This window comes from Sulfuricurvum sp. (assembly GCF_028713855.1).
GTDB lineage: Bacteria > Campylobacterota > Campylobacteria > Campylobacterales > Sulfurimonadaceae > Sulfuricurvum.
On record NZ_JAQTNN010000001.1, the window covers coordinates 372,037 to 394,285 of the forward strand.

General features: G+C 41.1%; 23 protein-coding genes. 17 read left to right on the forward strand and 6 right to left on the reverse strand.

The window, feature by feature from the left end:
* Position 1 precedes the first annotated feature (1 nt).
* Genes PHI47_RS01890 through PHI47_RS01925 form a run of 8 tightly spaced genes read left to right on the forward strand, consistent with a single transcriptional unit; the run spans position 2 to position 6,212 of the window.
* Positions 2-1,513, forward strand: coding sequence for a GspE/PulE family protein (locus PHI47_RS01890; RefSeq protein ID WP_299933131.1), 1,512 nt, complete (start codon positions 2-4; stop codon positions 1,511-1,513).
* A complete protein-coding gene (locus PHI47_RS01895) occupies positions 1,513-2,730 on the forward strand; it encodes a type II secretion system F family protein (RefSeq protein WP_299933133.1) in 1,218 nt (405 codons plus the stop codon). The genes PHI47_RS01890 and PHI47_RS01895 overlap by 1 nt, the downstream gene beginning before the upstream one ends.
* A 53-nt stretch (positions 2,731-2,783) precedes the next feature.
* Complete coding sequence (locus PHI47_RS01900; RefSeq protein ID WP_299933135.1) at positions 2,784-3,563, forward strand: hypothetical protein; 780 nt, start codon at positions 2,784-2,786, stop codon at positions 3,561-3,563.
* A 49-nt stretch (positions 3,564-3,612) separates the two neighbouring features.
* On the forward strand, positions 3,613-4,044 hold the full coding sequence (gene gspG / locus PHI47_RS01905) for a type II secretion system major pseudopilin GspG (protein WP_299933137.1): 432 nt from the start codon (positions 3,613-3,615) through the stop codon (positions 4,042-4,044).
* The gene (locus tag PHI47_RS01910) at positions 4,035-4,580 is read left to right on the forward strand and encodes a type II secretion system protein (RefSeq protein WP_299933139.1); all 546 of its coding nucleotides are present in this window, start codon (positions 4,035-4,037) and stop codon (positions 4,578-4,580) included. Before gspG ends, PHI47_RS01910 begins: the two co-directional genes overlap by 10 nt.
* Positions 4,567-5,007 carry a prepilin-type N-terminal cleavage/methylation domain-containing protein gene (locus PHI47_RS01915; protein ID WP_299933141.1) on the forward strand — a complete coding sequence of 147 codons (441 nt, stop codon included), beginning with the start codon at positions 4,567-4,569 and terminating at the stop codon, positions 5,005-5,007. Before PHI47_RS01910 ends, PHI47_RS01915 begins: the two co-directional genes overlap by 14 nt.
* Entirely contained in the window at positions 5,007-5,501 is a 495-nt protein-coding gene (locus PHI47_RS01920) for a prepilin-type N-terminal cleavage/methylation domain-containing protein (RefSeq protein WP_299933143.1), read from the forward strand. The genes PHI47_RS01915 and PHI47_RS01920 overlap by 1 nt, the downstream gene beginning before the upstream one ends.
* A gap of 48 nt (positions 5,502-5,549) precedes the next feature.
* Positions 5,550-6,212, forward strand: coding sequence for a response regulator transcription factor (locus PHI47_RS01925; protein ID WP_299933145.1), 663 nt, complete (start codon positions 5,550-5,552; stop codon positions 6,210-6,212).
* A gap of 1 nt (position 6,213) precedes the next feature.
* Here PHI47_RS01925 and PHI47_RS01930 read toward each other — a convergent pair whose 3' ends face one another.
* The 6 genes from PHI47_RS01930 to PHI47_RS01955 form a co-directional block, all read right to left on the reverse strand.
* Positions 6,214-7,914, reverse strand: a complete 1,701-nt coding sequence (locus PHI47_RS01930) for an ATP-binding protein (RefSeq protein WP_299933147.1) — start codon at positions 7,912-7,914, stop codon at positions 6,214-6,216.
* Positions 7,915-7,918: 4 nt separating this feature from the next.
* Complete coding sequence (locus tag PHI47_RS01935) at positions 7,919-8,338, reverse strand: hypothetical protein (protein WP_299933149.1); 420 nt, start codon at positions 8,336-8,338, stop codon at positions 7,919-7,921.
* 3 nt (positions 8,339-8,341) lie between these two features.
* Positions 8,342-9,325 (reverse strand): hypothetical protein, encoded by a 984-nt coding sequence (locus tag PHI47_RS01940; protein ID WP_299933151.1) that lies wholly within the window; start codon positions 9,323-9,325, stop codon positions 8,342-8,344.
* A 26-nt stretch (positions 9,326-9,351) separates the two neighbouring features.
* Positions 9,352-9,774: a lytic transglycosylase domain-containing protein gene (locus tag PHI47_RS01945; protein WP_299933153.1), complete on the reverse strand. Its 423-nt coding sequence runs from the start codon at positions 9,772-9,774 to the stop codon at positions 9,352-9,354.
* A gap of 75 nt (positions 9,775-9,849) precedes the next feature.
* Positions 9,850-10,035 (reverse strand): hypothetical protein, encoded by a 186-nt coding sequence (locus tag PHI47_RS01950; protein WP_299933155.1) that lies wholly within the window; start codon positions 10,033-10,035, stop codon positions 9,850-9,852.
* Positions 10,036-10,099: 64 nt separating this feature from the next.
* A complete protein-coding gene (locus PHI47_RS01955) occupies positions 10,100-11,365 on the reverse strand; it encodes a DNA polymerase IV (protein ID WP_299933157.1) in 1,266 nt (421 codons plus the stop codon).
* A 255-nt stretch (positions 11,366-11,620) separates the two neighbouring features.
* Between PHI47_RS01955 and tssA the strand changes: the two genes are divergently transcribed.
* The 9 genes from tssA to tagH are packed head-to-tail and all read left to right on the forward strand — an operon-like array spanning position 11,621 to position 22,240.
* The gene (gene tssA, locus PHI47_RS01960; RefSeq protein ID WP_299933159.1) at positions 11,621-13,111 is read left to right on the forward strand and encodes a type VI secretion system protein TssA; all 1,491 of its coding nucleotides are present in this window, start codon (positions 11,621-11,623) and stop codon (positions 13,109-13,111) included.
* Between the two features lie 11 nt (positions 13,112-13,122).
* Positions 13,123-13,602 carry a type VI secretion system contractile sheath small subunit gene (gene tssB / locus PHI47_RS01965; RefSeq protein WP_299933161.1) on the forward strand — a complete coding sequence of 160 codons (480 nt, stop codon included), beginning with the start codon at positions 13,123-13,125 and terminating at the stop codon, positions 13,600-13,602.
* A 12-nt stretch (positions 13,603-13,614) separates the two neighbouring features.
* The gene (gene tssC, locus PHI47_RS01970) at positions 13,615-15,093 is read left to right on the forward strand and encodes a type VI secretion system contractile sheath large subunit (protein ID WP_299933163.1); all 1,479 of its coding nucleotides are present in this window, start codon (positions 13,615-13,617) and stop codon (positions 15,091-15,093) included.
* Positions 15,094-15,096: 3 nt separating this feature from the next.
* Entirely contained in the window at positions 15,097-15,516 is a 420-nt protein-coding gene (gene tssE / locus PHI47_RS01975; protein ID WP_299933165.1) for a type VI secretion system baseplate subunit TssE, read from the forward strand.
* Positions 15,506-17,278 carry a type VI secretion system baseplate subunit TssF gene (gene tssF, locus PHI47_RS01980; protein ID WP_299933167.1) on the forward strand — a complete coding sequence of 591 codons (1,773 nt, stop codon included), beginning with the start codon at positions 15,506-15,508 and terminating at the stop codon, positions 17,276-17,278. The genes tssE and tssF overlap by 11 nt, the downstream gene beginning before the upstream one ends.
* An 8-nt stretch (positions 17,279-17,286) precedes the next feature.
* Complete coding sequence (tssG, locus tag PHI47_RS01985) at positions 17,287-18,270, forward strand: type VI secretion system baseplate subunit TssG (RefSeq protein WP_299933169.1); 984 nt, start codon at positions 17,287-17,289, stop codon at positions 18,268-18,270.
* A gap of 8 nt (positions 18,271-18,278) precedes the next feature.
* A complete protein-coding gene (tssH, locus tag PHI47_RS01990) occupies positions 18,279-20,843 on the forward strand; it encodes a type VI secretion system ATPase TssH (protein WP_299933171.1) in 2,565 nt (854 codons plus the stop codon).
* 1 nt (position 20,844) lies between these two features.
* Positions 20,845-20,979: a hypothetical protein gene (locus PHI47_RS01995; protein ID WP_299933174.1), complete on the forward strand. Its 135-nt coding sequence runs from the start codon at positions 20,845-20,847 to the stop codon at positions 20,977-20,979.
* A 1-nt stretch (position 20,980) separates the two neighbouring features.
* Positions 20,981-22,240, forward strand: coding sequence for a type VI secretion system-associated FHA domain protein TagH (gene tagH, locus PHI47_RS02000; protein WP_299933176.1), 1,260 nt, complete (start codon positions 20,981-20,983; stop codon positions 22,238-22,240).
* Positions 22,241-22,249: the final 9 nt, after the last annotated feature.

Here is a 22,249-nt window from a genome sequence, read left to right on the forward strand (position 1 = left end):
CATGATTTATATTCCTCTTTTTTCCGAGGTAAACGCCTTTCCCTTTATTCCTGATGGGATTGATCCGTTTGAGACCCTTCGCAGCGGGTTGTTATTTGCCGATATTAACGATCAAACGTACGCGATTCTCTCTTCTCGCGATACTGCTGCGGCACTTTCGGCTTACAATACCCTCTCTCTTAATCTGCCGCTTGCCCATTTGGACGAGCAAACGTATGAAACCCTTTATCTCAAATTTCTCGAACTCAAGACCGATCGCGAATTGGTACGAACCACATCGCAAGAAGAGCCGTACGAAGATGAACTTTCTCTGATCGATTTTTTGAAAAATTCATCGGATTTGCTCACCAGTGAGGAATCTGCTCCGATCATAAAATTCGTAAATTCAATTTTTTATCAGGCGCTTAAGCGGCGAGCCAGTGATATCCATATTGAAACACATGAGAAAAAAGGGGAGGTCCGTTTTCGTATTGATGGCGTCCTCTCCAAACATATCGATCTGGACAAAGCGATTATTAGTCTGGTTATCAGCCGGATTAAAGTCATTTCCAACCTCGATATTGCAGAAAAACGCCTTCCCCAAGACGGTCGTACGCAGATAAAGATTGCCGGTAAATCACTCGATGTCCGGGTATCGGTTTTGCCGACCTATCACGGAGAGAGAGTCGTTATGCGTTTGTTGATGCATGCTGCATCGATTCCCGGACTGGAAGAACTCGGATTCAATGCCGCAACGACGGAGCGTTTTTACGAATTGCTTAAGTTTTCACACGGAATAATTCTTGTCACCGGTCCGACAGGAAGCGGAAAATCGACTACGCTTCACTCCTTTTTGCAACGACTTTCCGGCCCTGATAAAAACGTGATGTCAATTGAAGACCCGGTCGAGTATGATGCCGCACACGTGAGTCAGATCCCGGTCAATTCCAAAATAGGTTTGACGTTTGCCGAGGGTCTGCGCTCGATTTTACGCCAAGATCCCGATATTATCCTAGTCGGTGAGATTCGAGACGGAGAAACAGCTCAGATCGCAATCCAAGCAGCAATGACAGGGCATCTTGTATTCTCCACGCTCCATACGAATAATGCGACATCGGCAGTTACCCGTCTCGTTGATATGGGGGTGGATAAGTTTATGATCACCTCGACACTTTTAGGGGTATTGGCACAGCGTTTGGTCCGTAAAGTGTGTCCGGAGTGCCGAGAACTTCATACGATTGATCCGATTGATGCACATGATTTAAACCTCCCGTTGGATATTCTGGTGGCCCACAGTGTGGGCTGTTCAGCGTGCGGAGGGACGGGATATCGCGGTCGTATTGCCGTCGGTGAATTGTTGATGATGGATAATAACGTTCAGACATTAATGAAACAGTGTGAAAATGACGTAGAACTTCGTGCGGCAATGAAAGGGAAAGGGATGGCATTCTTAGCTGATCAGCTCAAAGACCTTCTGCTCGTTCATGAGACGACAGTGGATGAAATAATCCGTGTCGGCGTTAAAGAGGTCTAATGGAATTCGTCTATAAAGGGCTGAACCCTGAGGGAACGCAAATCAGCGGCACACTCGAAGCAGTTTCCTTGGATGAGGCTAAACGGCAACTTAGAGCTCAGGGAATTATTTACTCGGCTTTGAGCGTTCAGGGCGGCTCATTGAATGATTTATTCGGAATGCTCGGGACACGAGCAATCCCCTCATCCCTTTTGACCCGTATCAGCCGTGATTTGGCGGTTTATCTGCGTGCCGGAGTACCGCTGATGCGGGCACTTTCGCTTCAGGAGCGCCAATACAGAAACGAACCCAAAACAGAACGTTTTTTTGCCTCTTTGATTACCTTACTGGATGAGGGTAAAAGTTTGTCTGCTGCTCTTGAAGCCCAGAATATTTATACCATTCCGTCCTTTTATCTGGGAACCTTGCGTGCCAGTGAAGATCGCGGTGTGCTTGCCGCTGTATTGAGTGAGTTGGCATCTTATATCCAAGTCGGCGAACAAATCCGTGCACAGCTTACTAAAGCATTCATCTACCCCGGATTTATTGTGGCTGTTTCCATCCTGACTGTTTCGTTTATGCTCAGTTCGGTCGTTCCGAAACTCTCCGCCATTTTTGAGACGATGGGGCAGGAACTACCGGCTTTGACACGCGGTGTTTTGGCCCTTTCCTCATTTTTTTCCGTTTCATGGCCGTGGATACTCCTTTCGTTTGGACTCATGATTATGATGGTTACTTCGGCATTAAAAAATCGTCCGGCATTTCGTTATCAGGTCGATCGTATGTTGCTCTCTCTCCCGGTTGTGGGAAAGATTATTCAAACCAGTGATTTGGCACGATTTAGCGCTGTCGCATCACTGCTGATCCGTTCCGGCATCCCGATCGTTAAGGCAATATCTCTTGCAGGAGGAACACTCTCATCAAGTGTGTTAAAAGCACAATTTGCGTATGGGGCTGAGCGGATTGTGGAGGGGGGAAGACTCTCTACGTCACTCTCATCGTCCGAACATGTCTCACTGGATGATGCGTTTATCGGTGCATTGGCTGTGGGCGAAGAGACGAGCGAATTACCGAGCATGCTTGAAAGCCTTTCCGAACTGTATATGGAACGAAACCGTGAGATGATCGCTTTATTTCTCTCACTGTTGGAACCGACGCTGATTTTGGTGGTCGGAGGGATTATCGGGGTCATCGTTACGGCAATGCTGCTGCCGATTTTTTCCCTGAGTTTAGGGTAGTTTATTATTATTTGTTTCAGTATAATTAAGTCAACAAAAAAGGAAATTTCAAAGTGAAAAAATATACTTTACTTATTTTAGCATTTGCCATAAGTGCATTTGCAAATGATCAAGAGTTAAGGCTCAGTGTTAATACGATGTCAATGGATTATACGGAATTTAATTTTGATGGTTCATTTGCTGATTCTGAAAAAACAAACGCATTAGCTGGATTAAGTCTAAATTATTCTACACAAATAAGTGATGGTATTTTTAGTGATGGTGGCTATTTTGACGTGGACCTCTCACTGTATCAAGGAAATACTAGATATGATGGATTTTATCTTGATTCAAATGGCAATATTACCGGTCCGGCAAATAATAAAACTACAAAAAATATAATTACTGATAGCAGTATAGGCTATAGTGAGGCTAAGAGATTGTCCAATGCACTTTGGGTTACTCGTCTTGGTATTGGCTATCGTTTTTGGGAGAGAGCACTGGAAGGTGGACATACAGAAGACTATGCATGGTCATATGGGTCTCTTTCTACTGGTATTAGTGGGAATTTATTTACTAATGACAACATTGGGATTTCTGTTGAGTACCACAGAGCATTTACACCGAAGATGGAATCTAATCAGTTTGGTGTGTTTGATTTAGGTCGTACAGACGGGTATAGTATCACTGTGCCATGGGTTCATACAATTTCCCCATCATGGGCATTTAAATTCACATATATGTATCAAACATGGAATATTGAACATTCATCAATACATTCAGATAATAGGTATGAACCTCGTTCGGAATCGAACTTCAATATTTTTAATGCCGGATTAGTTTATTGTTATTAGTCTTTAGTATTGTATTATTTACTAAATTTAAACATTAGGATATATTGATATGAAAAATACTCAAAAGCGAAATGCGTTTACCTTGATTGAGATCATGGTAGTTATTATAATCCTTGGGATGTTGGCGGCCTTCGTTATTCCTAATATCACCGGTAAAAGTGAAGAAGCAAAACAGAAACTGGTTTGTGTTCAAATGAAGAGTCTTTCCGAAGGTCTGAAAATGTTTAAAATCGATAACGGTTCCTATCCGACTGCGGAAGAGGGGATAGCTGCCCTCATAACCAATCCTTCATCTGATACGTATCCTTCTTACAGCAAAAATGGTTACTTGGAAGGAAAAAATCTTCCGAAAGATCCTTGGAATCATCCCTATATCTATTTGAACGATGGAGAGATGTTTGATCTCGTCTCTTTGGGTGCGGATGGTAAAGAGGGTGGAAGTGATGACGAAAAGGATCAAAAGCTTTCTGAATGTCGGTAATATCAGATCGTAGAGCCTTTACTCTCATTGAACTCATCATCGTGATTATGGTGATGGGGTTGGTAGCAGGGCTCGTCAGTTCACGTCTTTCGCATATGGCCGATCACTCCTCTACGTTAACCCCTAAAACGTTAAAAAACTATCTAAGTGCATTCAACTCCAATAAACGTCTCGATCTCTTTTGTTATGATCATTGCACTCACTGTGATCTATGGGAAGGGGATAAAAAAATTCGTAATGCTCTTCTTTTAGAAAACAACAGTTCTATCACTGTTCGCCGCTTTGATCGTTACGGTCGTTTAGTTAATGCCGATCCGGCAGTACGATCGGATACGGATGGGATGCGTGAGGGAGATTTTATATTTTCTCTTTATCCTGATGGGATTACGAGTTCTCTTATACTTGAATCAGAAGGTAAATTAATCGCTTATTCCCCTTTATCCGATCTCATTATAAGCAGTGATGAAGAACAACTGCGTACCGAGTTATATGATACGACCCTTATGAAGAGAGAGAGCTATTATGGCGGGCGCTAGAGGGGGATTTTCCATCATCGAAGTGCTGGTTGCCGTCGTGATAGTTTCTATTGCCGGTATGGCTTTAATGGAGTCGGCGGCACAGGGAAGACGAGCCTATGATACAGCGTTAAAACATCAAAAAAACTCAGCATTGGTATCCTTGGTCGCTCTTTCATCGAATTCGATGGATGGAAGCGGGCAGAGCGATGGAGCAACCCTTTTGTCAACGCGCTATCCGCTTGATAATTCTCGAATTAACGACAACTTAAAAATGTACCATTTTACTGTAAGAACGGAAGCTTCTCATGCATGGCGTGTATCCGATGAAGAAAACTCAACACTAAAAGCCGTATCATCGATCTCTGAGCATGCGATTGAGCGGATAATGATCGAAACAGACGGTATTAAAATTCCTCTATATGGATTGAGCGGGGAGGGGTGGTGATGCGGCGCGGATTTACTTTAATTGAAGTATTGGTTTCCGTTGTTTTGTTCGGACTGATTGCCGCATTTTTGTACGGAGGGATCGATCAGGTGCGGCTTATGCGTCTTTTTTATGCTGAAAAAGGGAAAGAATTTACCCATCATGAGAGAATACGATCCCTTTTGTATCGTGATTTGGCACAAGCGGGTAAAATGAGTGTTATTGATGGAGATGTCGATCATAGTATAGTACTGTTGGAATCGAGTCGACATTCGCTTTATGGAATCAGCCTTCCGAATGTAGTATGGTTTATTAGAAAGAAGGATAATGCCCTTGTGCGTCTTGAATCATCCGAGGCGATCACGGTTCCTCTCGACCCGCTAAAATTTTATGCTATACACAGTGATACGGTAGCGAGGGGGTGTACGACATTTCGTGTTTATGGATCTGGTGTAGGACGGTTTGGCGTGGTAATGTGCGGTAAGGATAAAATTATGGTTGAAACTCCGCTTTGATGTGTTATGCTAAACTGTATGTATAAATTTTAGACGTAAGGGGGATAAATGTATATTTTAATTATTGATGATAATGAAGAGTTGCTCTATGCTCTTGAACAGCTTTTGAAAGATGCGGCTTATCATGTTGATGTAGCCAAAAATATTCGGGATGGAGAATTCAGTATTTCTGAAAAAAAATACGATCTGATTTTATTGGACTGGATGTTGCCTGACGGCAATGGTGTTGATCTGCTTTCACGTTTACGTCAGGAGAATATCCGAACCCCTGTCTTGTTTTTTTCCTCTAAAAAAGAGATAGAGGATAAAGTAGAGGCATTGGACTGCGGAGCTGATGATTATCTGGAAAAACCATTTTCAAATATAGAATTATTAGCAAGAATCAGAGCATTATTACGTCGGGAGAGTGTTCAAAAACAGACGCTTTTACAGTTGGGAGAACTCACTATCGATTTTTCTTCCCGAAGCGTTCTTATCCTCAATGAACCGATAAAACTCTCCAGCAAAGAATTTGAATTATTGGAGTTGCTTGTACTGAATGCGAATACGGTTTTAACGCGTTATCAGATATCGGAACATCTGAGCCGGGATTTTGATCACCTCAGCTCCAGTAATATTGTCGATGCTCATATTAAGAACCTTCGTAAAAAACTGAACGCCGATGATTTAATACAAACCGTTCGCGGTGTTGGCTATATGATCGTAAAGTGATCTAAAAGGTACGGAAATGAAAAGTTGCCGTGGACCCTTTTCCTTCCCCTTTACTCATAACAAACAAATCCCCTCGCAGCAACAAAGCAATCCGCTTACTGATTGCCAATCCAAGACCGCTTCCCTCTGAAGTAGTTGTATGTTGAGGACGCACTTGATAAAATTCATCAAATAGATTATTTAAAGCTTCATGCGCGATTCCACATCCGCTGTCTTTCACCTCTAGAACATAGAGGTCATCGATAGGGTGATAGTGTAGGATTATATTAATCGATCCCTGTTCCGTAAATTTAATTGCATTGGAGAGAAGATTAATAACGACTTGTCCGAAGAGGCGTGTATCACTCATAAAATGTGCCGGGATTGGTTCGAAAATGGTTGTGATAGACAATCCTTTATCTTCGGCTAAAGGGGCTACTAGTTCCAATGCATTTTCAACGAGGCTGATAGGATCGCATTGTGCGATATGAGGTTCCATTTTTCCTGATTCTACTTTTGCCAAATCCAAAATATTGTTAATGACACCCAGTAAATGATAGGCAGAGTTTTCGATTTTACCGAGTGTTTCACGCATCTGTTCCGGTGTTTCAGGTTGAATCATCATGTATTGTGTCAAACTCAGTACAGAGCCAAGCGGAGTTCTAAGTTCGTGCGACATAGCGGATAAAAAAGATGATTTTGCCCGCAAGGCAGCTTGCGTTTTGCCTAACAATTCGATCCTTTCCATACTAAGGCGTGTGGTAGACATTAGCGCATTAAATGAATGTGCCATCATCCCGATTTCATCATTTCCTCTTTCTGTAACGGTTTTGGTATAGTCACCGGTCATAGCTATACTTTTGGCGGTATTTGATAATTCTCGAAGGGGTGCAACAATTCGAAGAATGGTAATCCAGACCAAGAAAGTGATCAGTACCAGACCGATACCAAATGCACTTAAAAAAAGTGTTTGGTAATGGTACAGCGTAGCAAGGGTCTCTTGTTTGGGCATAGCATAATGCAGTGTCCATCCTTCTAATATTCCATCCAAAAGGACTGTGTCATGCAAATAGGCATTCTCATCGAGAACAGGAGACTCATTCCTATAAAGATTAGATAAATAATAGGGCGGGGTAATCCATCGATAAAAACTCTGATCACTTTTTAGCTGAAGTGCAAAATTTTCCAAAGGATAAGACATGACTAAATACCCTAAAAATTCTTGTGTATTAAATGACCCGTATACAGGAGTAAACAAGTAGAGATTATCACCCATAAAAAAATACGATTTCCCATGCTTTAAAGCATTTTTTAGTGTACGCCCACCAGCAAAAAAAGTAGTAATCTGTGCCGTTTTAGATGAAGCATGGACGGTAAAATTGGGTGATACCATAAACAATGACAAGGATTCCCCTAAATCATCTGCTTTTTGTTCTAATAAACTGGTGATACGTCTATCCATATCCTGAGCAACCATATCATCCATGATTTCGAGATGAGATAAGAAAAGAATCTCTTTTTCCAGTCGCTGTGTATGAGTATTTAACTCTTTTGCTGTTAATGCAGATTGAGTATGGAGGATATCTTGTTCTTTATTGAGCATTAATTCGGATTCGTATCCCCATAGGTAAGAGAGTAATGCAACAATAATAATGGCTATACCGACAACCAGTGCAAGAAACAGCTTGTAGACAATGGGTAAATTATTCCATAAACGTTTCATCCATTTACTCTTTTAAACGAAATAATATTTTTAAATGGAATTTTTGGGCAGTTTCTTCATCTAAATACCCTATGGAATTGTCTACTTTTGACAAAAATTCAGCAACACTCTCCTGACTTTTAAATACTTTGGGTGTATGGTGCCCGAGATAATGAGCTTGGAGCCAATATTGTGCTAAGGTATCTTTGTCCTTATCCAGAACATACTGCTCAAATTTGTTGCGTAAGGGATTATCAATCCCTAAATTCAAAGGTATGATCTTTTTATTATCCAGCCGAAACTGTTTGCCTGAATATATTCTCCGTATTTCATCAATATCCATTGAATTGATACTGAAACTTTCTCCTGAAACAATGACAAGGGCATTAGCCGTAAAGAAGAAAAATCCATTATAAATCAGTAAAGCAAAAAGTAAATTTTTCATGATCTAAAAGAGAACCGAAAAAGAAAACAGCCAACGATTTAGGCTGCTTTCTTGATGAGCGTCATATTCCCCTTTCAGGGCAACATTATTAAGCGGTCGATACGTATATCCTACGACGATATTGCCATCATGCAGCTGTGTAACAGGAGCTTTTTCGACTTCTGCGCGCACAATGGCATCGTGTTTCGCGACCAAATGCCAAACACCTTGGGCATAGATATCGTAAGAGAGTTTAGTCTCACCCATATCGCGTCTCAGGATCGATTCGAGAAGAAAATCCCACTCTTTCTTTTCTACTTTAAGCGCACCGAGGAGATACACGGCTTCCTGTGTCGGCTGGTAGCGAAAGTATCCTCCGCCAAAACGCCATAGAGTCTCTTGGTCAGCTATATCGCACGCAAGTGCATAATGGCGGTCTGCATTGAGGTTATTGTAGCCGATATCAAGATCATTATTATTTTGAAGGGTTAGGGAAATACGATTTAGTGTACCAGGCATTTGATGCATTTCGTAATTGATACCGGTCGTCAATTTCGGGAAAAAATCATTTACGAGATGAGGGCTTGATGTGGTATCACGGAGTACGTTGACCGGCATTTGATTCCAAAATCCGATATCCGAATTAAATTTACCCAGTCGTAATCGTTCATTATCATTAATATAATAATCACCGAAGAACCGCTCAGTATGTATGGTAGTACTGGTACTTTCGTCGGGATGTTCTCCATGCTGTTTTTTATAGAGATGAGCCGTTTCAAATTCAGCTAAAAAATCAAAATGGTCATATTCACCATACGCTAACAATGCCACATCATCAATATCCAGATAACGTGAATGTTTATTATGTTCATACATAGATGAGATATAGCCGCCTAAAATCATAGGAGAATCTCCGATTTGCAACCCATCACCGAACGTATACTCTTCAGCATGCAAAAATGCACATGTCAGTGCAACTATTATTATTATTTTTTCAAATTTTATCATGGGATATTATACACATAAGATGATTATTATTTAAAGGATGCACTAAGACGGTTAAGCCATTTTTCTTTATGCACGGGTGTTGCTGAATGGTATCGTCCGACTGCTTGGAGATTGAATCCGTGCTCTTTGATATGTTCGGAGAGGAGCCAGCTTCCGGCATATATATTGATTTTTGGATTAAGTATATTGTGTTCGTTAATGCCCCACTGAGAAAGTTGTCGCAGATGGGAAGAATTGATTTGCATGAGACCGTAATCGACGGTTCCGTTTGCATTTTTGTTGATGGCTTTTGGATTGATACCACTTTCGATCGTTGCAATTTTTTTGATAAGTAATGGAGGTATATTGTATTGTTTACCCGCTTCATCAAAATAGCAGTCATATAAAGTATTGTCTGCATACGCATTGGTATAAATAATAAGAACCAAAACAGCAAAATATTTTTTCATAATATTAAGTGTAGCAAAGTGGAAGTAAGTGATAGCTGAAAACGAGAGTGACCTCAGCCGCTATAGGGCTGCAAGTCACGCTTTGATGTCGAGAGTCTGTCCCAGACCCGTTAGACCGGCACCGGAAACACCGCTTGGTTGTGAAGAGGAAGGTGAAATGCTTTCCAGCGCTTTCATCACTCCTTGCTCTTGTACTTCCATCGCTTTTTTCATTGCATAAATCTCAGGTAACGTACCTGTTCCTGCATTAATTGCATCCATATTTTTCTCCTTTTTGGAGTGATACCTATATCGACAAAATGAGAAGAGTTCTAAAGCCGAACCATTACAGTTCTCCGCCGCCTCTCACTATATCCATACCGTATTTTTCCCGCATTTTAGTAAGGGCATCGGTAAGGTTACGCATTTTAGTGTCATTGTGATATTCTAGAATATTAAAAGTTTTTGGGTCATGGTGAATGAACTTTGTTGCACTCATAGCAATGTAGCGTACAGGGATATGCGGATAGAGGTCAAGCTCCTTGAATTTTTCATGGGCAAAGTGTTGGATAAAGTGCTCATTAAAGAGTCTATAGGTCGTGTATTGTTTCTTTGAACTACCCCAGTTCTCATATCCTAGAGAGAATGAATAAGTTGTCGGATTGACTCCCAGTTTTATAATAGTATGACTCCAATGTCTTACCATCACGCTGATACGTCGATACAGCTCAGAACGCTCTTTTACGGGGTGATCCATCGAACGGGATATTCCGATTCCTTTGCGGCTTTGGCGTGCTGAAACGGATTCATTATCACTCCCGGTGAATCTGGCATAGAGATCTTGTCCCGCTCTTCCCCATGAGGTGATAAGAATTTTTGATTCCCATGCATCTCCAATGGTTTTAATGCCGTAATTAGCCATTTTTGCTGAGTATGCTTTACCGACTCCGGGGAAGTCATCAATCGGAATATCGTTTACAAATTCTTTGATGTTATCTTTTTTAATGACACGTATTCCATAGGGTTTGGCGGCAGAAGTGGCGAGTTTGGCGATCCATTTTGAGGTCGAAGCACCGATAGAGACAGGGAGATTAAAACGCTCAGTAATCTGTTTTTGGAGATGGATGACAAAACGCTCCGTTTCCTCTTCCGCGATCCACCCTCCTAAATCACCAAACATCTCATCAATACTGTATTGCTCCATAACCGGAACGAGGGTTGCGAGATATTCCATCAGTTTATGACTCATTGTGTGATAGAGCAGATGATTCGGAGGGACAAGTATCAGATCGGGGCAGAGGCGAAGCGCTTCATGCAGGCTCATCCCTGTTTTGACACCGAAAGCTCTAGCCTCATAACTGGCAGTAAGAACGATGCCGCGTATTGTATTTTCATCATTGAAATAATGGTTCGAATTATGTGAGGCGTGAAAGAGGGCGGGGACAAATGCACCGGAGTTAAGAGTAATCAGCTTTTTAGCCTGCGCAGGGTTCTTATCAAAGATGAACGGGTCACCTCGCCCTCCGACAACCAAACGTTTGCCGATGAGAGAGGGGTCACGGAGTCGTTCACAGGAGGCGAAAAAGCAGTCTAAATCTAAATGAATTATCATAATAATGGGATTATAGGACGTTTTGCAAAGTAATTTGAAATTTATGTCGTGTTGACATTATAAGGTTTTATAATCTCATTTATGACACATAAAGTATCTAAAAATAATATTAACAATATTAATAACATTTAAAAATAACACTAAATAGTTCAAATAAATTCTAAAAAATATTTTTTAAAAGATTTTGTAAAGAAAAAAACGGTAACATATCGATCAAAAATAACATTAAATCATAATTTTACGTAAGGATCACTATTGTTTGAATTGATGATTAATCCGCTTTCCGATCAATCCCTTTGCGGTGTCGATGCAAAATATGATGATGTTTATTTATTGATGGAATCGGAGATCGATAAAATTAACAGTGTTGCGGAGGGGGCACAACCGAACTGGCAATATGTCAGTAACGAGTGCAAATCGCTTCTAGAACTGCGTACAAAAGATATCAAACTACTTTGCTGGTGGGCATATGCACAGTATAAGCTGAACGGTTTAAGCGGATTTACTCACGCCATACAAACGATCAATCAGTTACTTGAAAATTTTGGTAAAGAACTTTTCCCAAAATCAAATAGAGCCAAATGGGGGGCATTATCTTGGTTTGAAACGGTTATGAACCTTCAGCTGGTTCAAGACCGTCAAGTAATTGTTCCTATTGATGAGGCAGAAGATTTTTTGACATTACTACACAGCTTTCAAACGCTTGCCAAAGAGGTGTGTGAAACAGAAGATCGTCTTTTTTCAGAAGCATGCCGATTGCTGGAAGCAAAAGTATCTGAAAAACAACAACGTGATGCGGCTGAAAAACCAAAAACACCTTCTATTGCCGTTCATACTGCTGATAATCCTTCAAGCGGCGAGATAACCAATGATGCCGATGCCATCAAAATATTAAATCAACTGAAAAAAAATGCGGAACAGCTAACCCATTATTGGCGGGAACGTCAAATAGATGACGGCCGTGCGTTACGTATGACACGTATGATCAGCTGGCTGGAAATTGACGCTCTTCCGCTTGTTCAAAACGGAAATACGATGTTAAACGCTCCCGGAATAGAACGTATTGAGCAAATTGATTCCCTCATTTCGGAGGGAAAAAATGATGCAGCATTGCAGATGATTGAAAATGTGATCTTTCGCTCACCGTTTTGGCTATCGGGACATCATAAAGCATTCGAAATATACGAGTCAATCCAAAAAAATAAAGCCGCTGCCGAAGTCAAAAATATGCTGATTAGTTTTATTACTTCTAACGAAGGGATAACAGAGCTCAAATTTAGAGACGGGACACCATTCGTTCCGTCTCAAATGAAAGAGTGGCTTAATGAACACACAAGAGGGGGTATGGTTACAAAAGAGGGTGATACAGCGGTCGATGCGTTAGCGATTATCGGCGAGCAATGTTATGAACTTGTCAATAAAAAGAATTCAAAAGAGGCAATGGAGATACTCCAACGCTCATTTAGAGATGCCGGTTCGCAAGAGGAAAAATTCCAATGGAGACTTCTTCATGCGCAAGTAGCACTTGCCGCAGGCAAACCGCTGATGGCATTAGCTCTCATTGAAGAGCTAGAGCGAGAGATTGAACACTTTTCTCTTGAAGAATGGCAACCCGAATTGGTGGCGAAGGTTTACCGTTTTTATCTTAATTCGTTTAACCGAACTCAAATTGAACGTGAAAAATACGATGTCGCGTTCCAACGATTGTGCCGAGTGGATATGGCTTCGGCAATCGACATTAAATAAAAGGAGTCACAATGACTAAACAGTCCGAATCACCGAAAGAAAGAATCAATGTCACCTATAAACCGGCGACGGGAGATCAAAACGAAGAGATTGAAATCCCTTACAAAATAACTGTTCTGGGCGAATTCAACCCTAATGAAGAGAAAAAACCGGTCGAAGATAAAAAAGTTATCAATATCAATAAAAATAACTTTAATGACGTATTGAAAACTCAAGGACTATCTTTGGACTTTGCAGTGCCAAACCGTTTGACTAATGAGGGTAGTGATATGAGCGTATCACTTAAAATCCAGAGCATGAAAGATTTCTCACCTGAAAACATCGTTGAAAATGTGGATGAGATGAAAAAACTGATGGAACTTCGTCAGTCGTTAATCGCACTAAAAGGGCCATTAGGAAATATTCCGGCATTTAGAAAAGCGATTGAGAATGCGATTTCAGATAAAGATGAACGCGAAAAACTGTTAAACGAACTTACATCAGCCGAATAATAAAGGAAAGAGATGACAACTGAAGCAAGACAACAAACGCAAGGTGTTGAACTAAACGGGTTTCTTTTAGACAATATTATTGCCGAAACCAACCTCACACGTGAGGACGAAACCTATGGTGTCGTTAAAAGCGGCGTTGGCGCATTGATCCGTGAACTATTGAAATCCGAGAATTCGGAAGAAAAAGTGAACAAATCAATCGTTGATCGAATGATTGCACAGATCGATGCAAAAATCAGTGCTCAAATGGATGAGATTTTACATCAGGCTCAATTTCAAGCCTTAGAATCCAAATGGCGCGGTTTGTATATGTTGGTAGAGCGTACCGATTTCCGTCAAAACATTATGATGGAAATCATTAATGTCTCCAAAGAGGAGCTTTTAGAAGATTTTGAAGAGTGTCTCGATATCACTCAATCGGGTCTATACAAACATATTTACAGTTCAGGATACGGACAATTCGGCGGTCAGCCGGTTGGAACCATTATTGCCGATTATCAGCTATCTCCTTCAAACGTGGATATCAAATTTTTGAACAAAGTGGCATCGATTGCCGCCATGAGTCATGCCCCGTTTATTGCAGCGGCTGGTCCGAAATTTTTTGGCATGGAGAGTTTTGAAGGGCTGCCGGATCTAAAAGATTTGCAAGATGTTATGAGTTCTCCGCAGTTCGCAGGATGGAGAGGATTTCGCGAGACGAATGAAGATGCCCGTTATGTCGGTTTGACCTTACCGCGTTTCTTGCTTCGAGCACCGTACGATCCTGAAAACAATCCGGTCGCAAAATTTGTCTATAAAGAAAATGTCTCCGATAATCACGAATCCTATCTGTGGGGCAATACCGTTTATGCTTTTGCCAGTGCACTGACTAAAAGTTTTTCCAACTATCGCTGGTGTACCAACATTATCGGTCCAAGCAGCGGCGGAGCGATTACCGATCTTCCGGTACATACTTTTGAGAGTATGGGTGATGTTGAGATGAAAATCCCGACCGAAGTACTGGTCTCGGATCGTCGTGAGTATGAACTTTCCGAACAAGGATTTATCCCCTTGACGATGCGTAAAGGGAGTAATAATGCGGCATTTTTCGCTGCGAACTCCGCACAAGCACCGAAAATTTTTGCCAATACCCCTGAGGGCAAAGAGGCTGAGTTGAATTACAAACTTGGAACACAGTTACCGTATTTGTTTGCGATTACTCGTATGTCTCATTACATCAAAATTTTGCAACGTGAATACATTGGTTCATGGCGTGAACGATCCGATTTGGAACGTGAACTGAACAAATGGGTTAAACAGTACATTGCTGATCAGGAAAATCCAAGTGCGGAAATCCGTAGCAAACGTCCGTTTAAAAAAGCACAAATCTTAGTAGAGGATGTTGAGGGCGATCCGGGCTGGTATCGTGTAAAAATGTCTTTACGTCCACATTTTAAATACATGGGTGCGAGTTTCGAACTCTCCCTTGTCGGAAAATTGGACAAGGAGTAATCGGTGGCCTATAAAGGGAGTCTCTTTGAACGGTTATCCCCATCATCCAAGTCTGTCCATGCGGCTAATGATGAGGAAGCGATGTACCAATCGATAGCCAATAATCTTTCTCGGATATTTTCAACGAATGCCGGAAGTGCGGAAACCGTTCAAGATTATGGGCGACCGGATCTAAATAATATTCATATGAGTCAAAAAGACTCCATTGAGATGATTGAAAAAAGTGCGGAAGTCTGTATCCGAAAATACGAACCTCGCCTTTTTAACGCGCGCGTCGGAATATCGCGCGAGCAGCTGTATGTGAATGAGATGAACGTCCATATCGAAGGTTTTTTAAACCTCAATCGCGTCAACAAAAAAGTGACATTTAAAGCAAATTTATTAGGCAACGGTGCCGTTAAGGTTTTGAGAGATGACAATTAATAACTACTATCTTCAAGAGCTTGGCTCACTTCGTAAGCTTGGAGAAGAGTTTGCTTTAAAAAATCCGGGACTTTCACCCTATCTTTCGAAAGAGGGACAAGATCCGGATGTTGAGCGGATGATTGAAGGTTTTTCGTTTCTAACCGGTCGTTTACGTCAACAGTTGGATGAAGAGCTACCCGAAGTTTCCCATAATCTGGCGCAATTATTGTGGCCGAATTATGTTCGCCCAGTCCCCTCATATTCGGTTGTGGCGTATGAGCCTTTACGTGATCAACGTGCTCCTGAAGTAGTACAGCGTGGAAGCGAAGTGTTAAGTGAGATGACTAAGGAGGGGGAACAGTATAAGTTTCGTACTTGCTATGACACCACTATCCATCCGATCGAACTTTCTCAAAGCCGATATTACGTACATGGAAATAAAGGTCAGTTGGAACTTGATTTTGTAATGAGTTGCAAAGGTTCATTAGACTTATGCTTATTCGATAGCTTACGCGTCTACCTAAACGGATCACGTTTCGTCTCCAATGAACTTTATCTCTATCTTTTAGAATATGTTGAAAAGATAGAGATAGAGATTCTCGATTACAAAGAAGAGCCGTTACAAACACTCCAAATTCCAAATCGTTCCATTTCTCCGGTTGGTTTTCATGTGAATGAGAGGATGGTTCCTTATCCTCAGAATATTTTTGACGGTTACGTTGTTTTACAAGAGTACTTTTCGTTTGAACAAAAATACCTCTTTATCGACATTAACCGTCTTGATGCAATTTTTGGTGTTGAAAAAGATATTTTAGAACAAAGTCGACAGTTTAGAATGCGGTTTCATTTTTCCAAACGTCTTATATGCGCACAAACATTAAGCAAAGAAAACTTTGCCCTTTATTGCACGCCAATCGTCAACTTGTTTGAGGTAGATGCTATCCCGATCCGTAAAACATCTATGGAAGAAGAGTATCTTTTAAGCGCTTCCGAGTATGAACGTGATGCAAGCGAAGTTTTTTTGGTAGAAGGGGTCCGCGGATGGATACCGACTAAAAATGTCTATGAAGACTTTTTGCCGTTTGAATCCTTCGGTTATGGCGATCATGATGAGTATTATTCACTGCGTATCAGACTCTCCGATGATGGTGAACGTACCCATAGTTATATCCGATTTGCTTCTGCAGAGGGGATGTATGAAAAAAACGATTATGCGAATGCAACCGTCTCGGTAAAACTGTTGTGTACAAACCGATCATTGCCATCTGCATTGCAGCTGGGTCAGATCAATGTATCCAATCCCCATTCAAACGTATCGCATCTAAAATTTAAAAATATCACCATACCTACCGAAAGCTATCCGCCGCCGATCGGCAAGGATTTTTTATGGCGGGTTATTTCGAATATGTCGTTAAATTACCTCTCATTGACGGATGTTAAAACATTGGGCTCGATCTTAAGTACCTATGATTTTCCGGGTGCGCATGATCACAAATTAAAAAATAAAAATGCATTAATGCTTAAAGGTCTGGTCTCTATATCGCATGATAAAACAGAGATGATCTATGAAGGGTTCCCTATCCGAGGTATTCACACCCGTTTGGAGATTGATGTTACTAAATTCACGGGTATCGGTGAAGCATATCTTCTGTGTTGTGTTTTGAATGAGTTTTTTGCGCTGTATTGCAATATCAACTCGTTCCATCGTCTAGAAGTCAAAATGATTGATCATGATACCTTTAAATGGCAGCCTAAAATGGGCTATCAGCCTTTGATGTGAGCTGAATTATGACGACTCAAGAGATAAGCAAAGAATTAAAAGATGTGGTAGCCAAAGCGTCGCTGCCTCAGGCAATACGTCTTTGTATTCAGCATTTACGCCATTTTTATCCAAAATTAGATGTTGATGATTTGTATAAAAAAATTCATTTTCGAGCCAATCCCAGTTTGGCTTTCCAAAAGTCAGAACTCTCTTCCGCCACATTGCAGCATAACAATGATGGTGTTTATATTGAGTTGACACTCAACTTTTTGGCTATTTTCGGGAGTGGCTCTCCTTTGCCATCGCATTATTGTGAAATGGTATTAGAGAGTGCCGATACAGACCATATATTACGCGATTTTTTGGATGTATTTAATCATAATATTCAAAAATTCGTCTATCCGATATGGGTTAAACATCGCTATTACATCCAGTACCAGAACAATCTTAAAGACCCTTTTTCGAAATATATTCTTTCTTTATTAGGGTTGTACAGCGAGCATGAATCTAAAACATCGACGCTGGATTTACAAAAGTTAATGCCGTATCTCGGAATATTAACCATGCGTCAAAAATCATCGGGGATGCTTTTGGCAATTTTGCGTCATTACCTCTCTCATAATGACATAGAGATATGCCAATGTATAACCGATACGGTAGCAATCCCACAGTGGCAATACAGTCGGTTGGGGGATGAAAATTGTTCATTGGGAAAAGATTTTCTCGCAGGAGAATCGATTAAAACCAACAGCACCAAATTCCGAATCGTATTGAATGAAGCGCTGTGGGAAGAATTGGTGGCATACGGTATTGAGGGAAGCAAAAGGAAAGAGTTAAACGATTTAATAGCGTTCATGCTTGATGAACCTTTGAAATACGACGTTGCTCTCAAAATACCGAGAAAAGATATACAAAAATGTATCCTCTCTGACACCCAGAGCGGATATCTCGGTGTCAACAGTGTTATCGGTATCCCTCAGGGAAATTTAGAAGTTATATTTGCGAGTTAAGGATAAAAATGAAAATAGAGTTAAAAAAGCTGATTGAAACATTAGACGCAATTGCGAAACAAAATCTTCAAAATGCCGCACAGCGGTGTATCATACGCGGCGGCGGTGAAATACTGATCGAAGATTTGCTTTTTGTAATGCTTGAAAATGAGTACAGTCTCCTAAACGGGTTACTCAAGCATTATGAGATAGCTCCGGAAAAAATGTTAAAAGCTCTCCAAAATGGAGTGAAATCACACAACAGCGAGAGCAGCAGCCCCGTTTTTTCATCCGCATTAATTCAATGGCTTGAAGATGCGTATATGCTTGCCAAATTGGAAATGGAGCTTAATGAGATAAATGAATCGGTACTAATGATGAGTTTGTTGCAAAACGGTGCCAAATATTCAAATACAGCTTATTTTAAAATCCTTGAAACAGTTGATGTTGCTCAAGCGTATACGCTCATCGAGGGATTAACGACAGAAGCAGCACAATCCGCACGATCTAAACCCTCAGCAAAATCTTCGATGAGTACATCGGGGGAAGATCTCGAAAAATATACGACCGATATGACCGAGTTGGCTGCTGAGGGGAAAATCGATCCGGTCTTGTGCCGTGATGACGAGATTCGCCAAGCGATAGACATTCTTTTGCGTCGTCGAAAAAACAATCCGATCCTTGTCGGAGAAGCGGGTGTAGGAAAAACGGCGGTGGTTGAGGGACTGGCACTTAAAATAATCAATCAGGACGTTCCGATTCAGCTTTACGGCGCAAAAGTTCTTTCGTTGGATTTAGGTGCAATGCAAGCCGGAGCAAGTGTTAAAGGGGAGTTCGAGCGACGTTTGCAATCTGTCATCAACGCCATTCAATCCAGTACGCAGTTTATTATTTTATTTATCGATGAATCGCATACCCTTATCGGAGCGGGTGGAAATGAGGGAGGAAGTGACGCGGCGAATCTTCTGAAACCTGCTCTTGCACGAGGTGAGTTACGTACTATTGCGGCTACGACATGGCTCGAATACCGAAAATATTTTGAAAAAGATCCGGCACTTTCCCGTCGGTTCCAAAAAATCAATCTTTTAGAACCGAGTGTTGAGTATGCCGTAACTATTTTACGCGGAATTGCTCATAAATATGAGCAAGAACACGATGTATATATCGAAGATGCTGCTATACAAGCCGCCGCCGCTTTATCTGCACGATACATTACCGGACGTCAATTACCGGATAAAGCGATCGATGTGTTGGATACCGCGTGTGCTAACGTCAAAATCAGTAAAACAAACAGACCCTATGCAATTTCGCGTCTTGAAAATGAAAAACTCAAAATAACGCAAGAAATTGATCTTTTAAGCCGTGATGAAGGGAATGGTCTAAAAGATTATTCTAAACGTATTAAGCATTTAAATGCAGAGATAAGACAATTAGATAAAGAACTTAAAAAAAGCGAAATCGAATATGAAAAGCAAAAGAAACTCGTAGAAGAAATTGCCACACTCCGTATCTTAGGTAAAAAAGAAGGGGCAGCAAAAGAACATCAAAAACTCCTCGCTATGCAAGAACAGTGCCGTTATGTCTATGATAATGTCACAGCAGAGCAAGTAGCTGAAGTGATCTCTTCATGGACCGGAATACCGCTGGGAAATATGGTGCGTGAACAAGCTAAAAATCTGATGACACTTCAGGAACAAATGACGCAACGGGTTATAGGTCAAGACCAAGCGATCAAATATCTCAATACTTTTTTACAAATCTCTGCTGCAGGGCTAAAAAATGAAAATGCTCCTACGGGAGTCTTTTTGCTCGTCGGTCCCAGCGGTGTCGGTAAAACCGAAACGGCTCGTGCCATAGCCGATCTTTTATATGGCGGAGAGCAGTTTTTAACGACTATCAATATGACTGAATTTCAAGAAAAACATACGGTATCGCGCCTAATCGGTTCTCCTCCCGGGTATGTGGGTTATGGAGACGGAGGACAGCTTACCGATCCGGTACGGATTAAACCGTACTCAGTTGTGTTGTTCGATGAAATCGAGAAAGCCCATCCGGATATTCTGAATCTTTTTTATCAGATCTTTGACAAAGGGACGGTCAATGACGGAGAAGGGCGAGCAATCGATTTTAAAAACACGATTATTTTAATGACATCCAACCTTGCTACCGATGCGATAACACAAATTTGCGGCGAATATGACAATGTTGAGTTGGAGCCGCTTACGAACGCAATCCTCCCGATTTTGAGTGATTATCTCAAACCGGCTCTTTTGGGACGGATGAATGTGATCCCTTACATGAATTTGAGTAGAGAAGCGTTAAAAGAGATTATTACGTTAAAACTAAAGCGGATTGAAAAACAGCTCGCGGTACGTGAGATAGGATTTAAATACGATGATGCACTTTTGGACCATATCGTCGCATTAAGCAATGCCAGAGATACCGGTGCGCGTAATATAGAGTTGATCATCAATACCAATCTGATGCCGAAACTGGCTCAGGAAGTTTTGAAATGCAGTGTTGAAAATATTCCATTGCATTCGATTCGGGTAAGTATGGATAAAAACAAAGAAATCAGTATCAAAGGAGCATAAAATGAAGATAGTAATGACGTTAGTGATGGCACTGTTTATCGGGTCTGTATTTACCGGATGTTTTGGCAGTATGGAAGAGTACAAACCCATGACTCAAGTAAAACCGGATAAAAAACCGATTAAAGACGGTGAATGATATGCAGCTGATTTTTGATATTGCAAAAAGCGGAAAAAGCAGACCGACGTATAAAAATATGAAATTTGATCAATGTGACGGTGTTATCGGGCGCAGTGGCGAGGCTGATTACCAATTAAACGATTTCGATAATTATATTTCAGGAAAACACGTTTTCATTGAATACAAATATGAACAATATTATCTTCGAGATGAGAGTACAAACGGAACATTTTTAAAACATCCCTATAAAAAACTTCCAAAAGGGATTCCGCATCTTATTAGTTCGTCAGATGTCTATATTGTTGGAGATCATGAGCTGCAGGCTCGCTTTAGCGACAATGAGTACACGGATGATTTTATTGTCGGTAGTTTTTCAAATGAGCCTGAACCGTTAGAAGCGATCCGTGAGCTGATACCGGATGATGATTTTTTATACGAAGATGTGCGGGATACTCTTGGCGTAACATCTGAAGAAGAGTCGGAGACGAAAGAAGATGTTTTGGATCTACTGGATGATACGAAAAAAGCTTCAGCCATTTTAGATATGAGTGATGATGAGTTTCATGAGGCTCCCGAAATACGACGAGAGTTGTATGACCAACACATAACTGTTCCGACTTTTGCATCATCAGAAGGAAAGAAAAAATCGTATTCTCCCTCATACGATCAGCAATTGGCTGATTCTATCCGAATTTTGGAAGAAAAACTGGGATTGGAAATTATCGCACTGGAGAAAAAAGAGCGTGATTTATTAATGAGTGAAATCGCTGATGTCCTCATCAACAGTTTGGACGGGTTGAAAAATTCACTCTACATCAAAGAGAGAACCAAACAAGATTTACGTGTTCAAACTAAGTCGATAGATACGAATGAAAATAATCCGATCAAATTGGGTAACTCGGCGCTGCAACTGCTTCAAGATGAACGGATGGAAGGACGCTCAGGGGTTATAAATCTTTCTACGGCAGTCATTCGATCATTCGCACAAATTGATGCCCATACGATTGCACTGCATGGCGCTTCTAAAAATCTTATGGGCACGGCATTGATGCAGTTTGCTCCCAAAAGTTTGGAACACAAGTTTGATACTATCGGTGCATTACGCGGACCAATGCCTCGCAGCTGTTTGATGTGGAAAGCGTATACGCAGATGTTTGAAAACCTGAATGATGATCCTGACTCCGGTGTTGAAATGTTATCGCCCCATTTCACAAAAGAGTATGAAAAATTAGCTTTTTCAGTGGGGCTTGTCTCTTCTGATACGCACCATAAACGTTAAAAAGGAAAT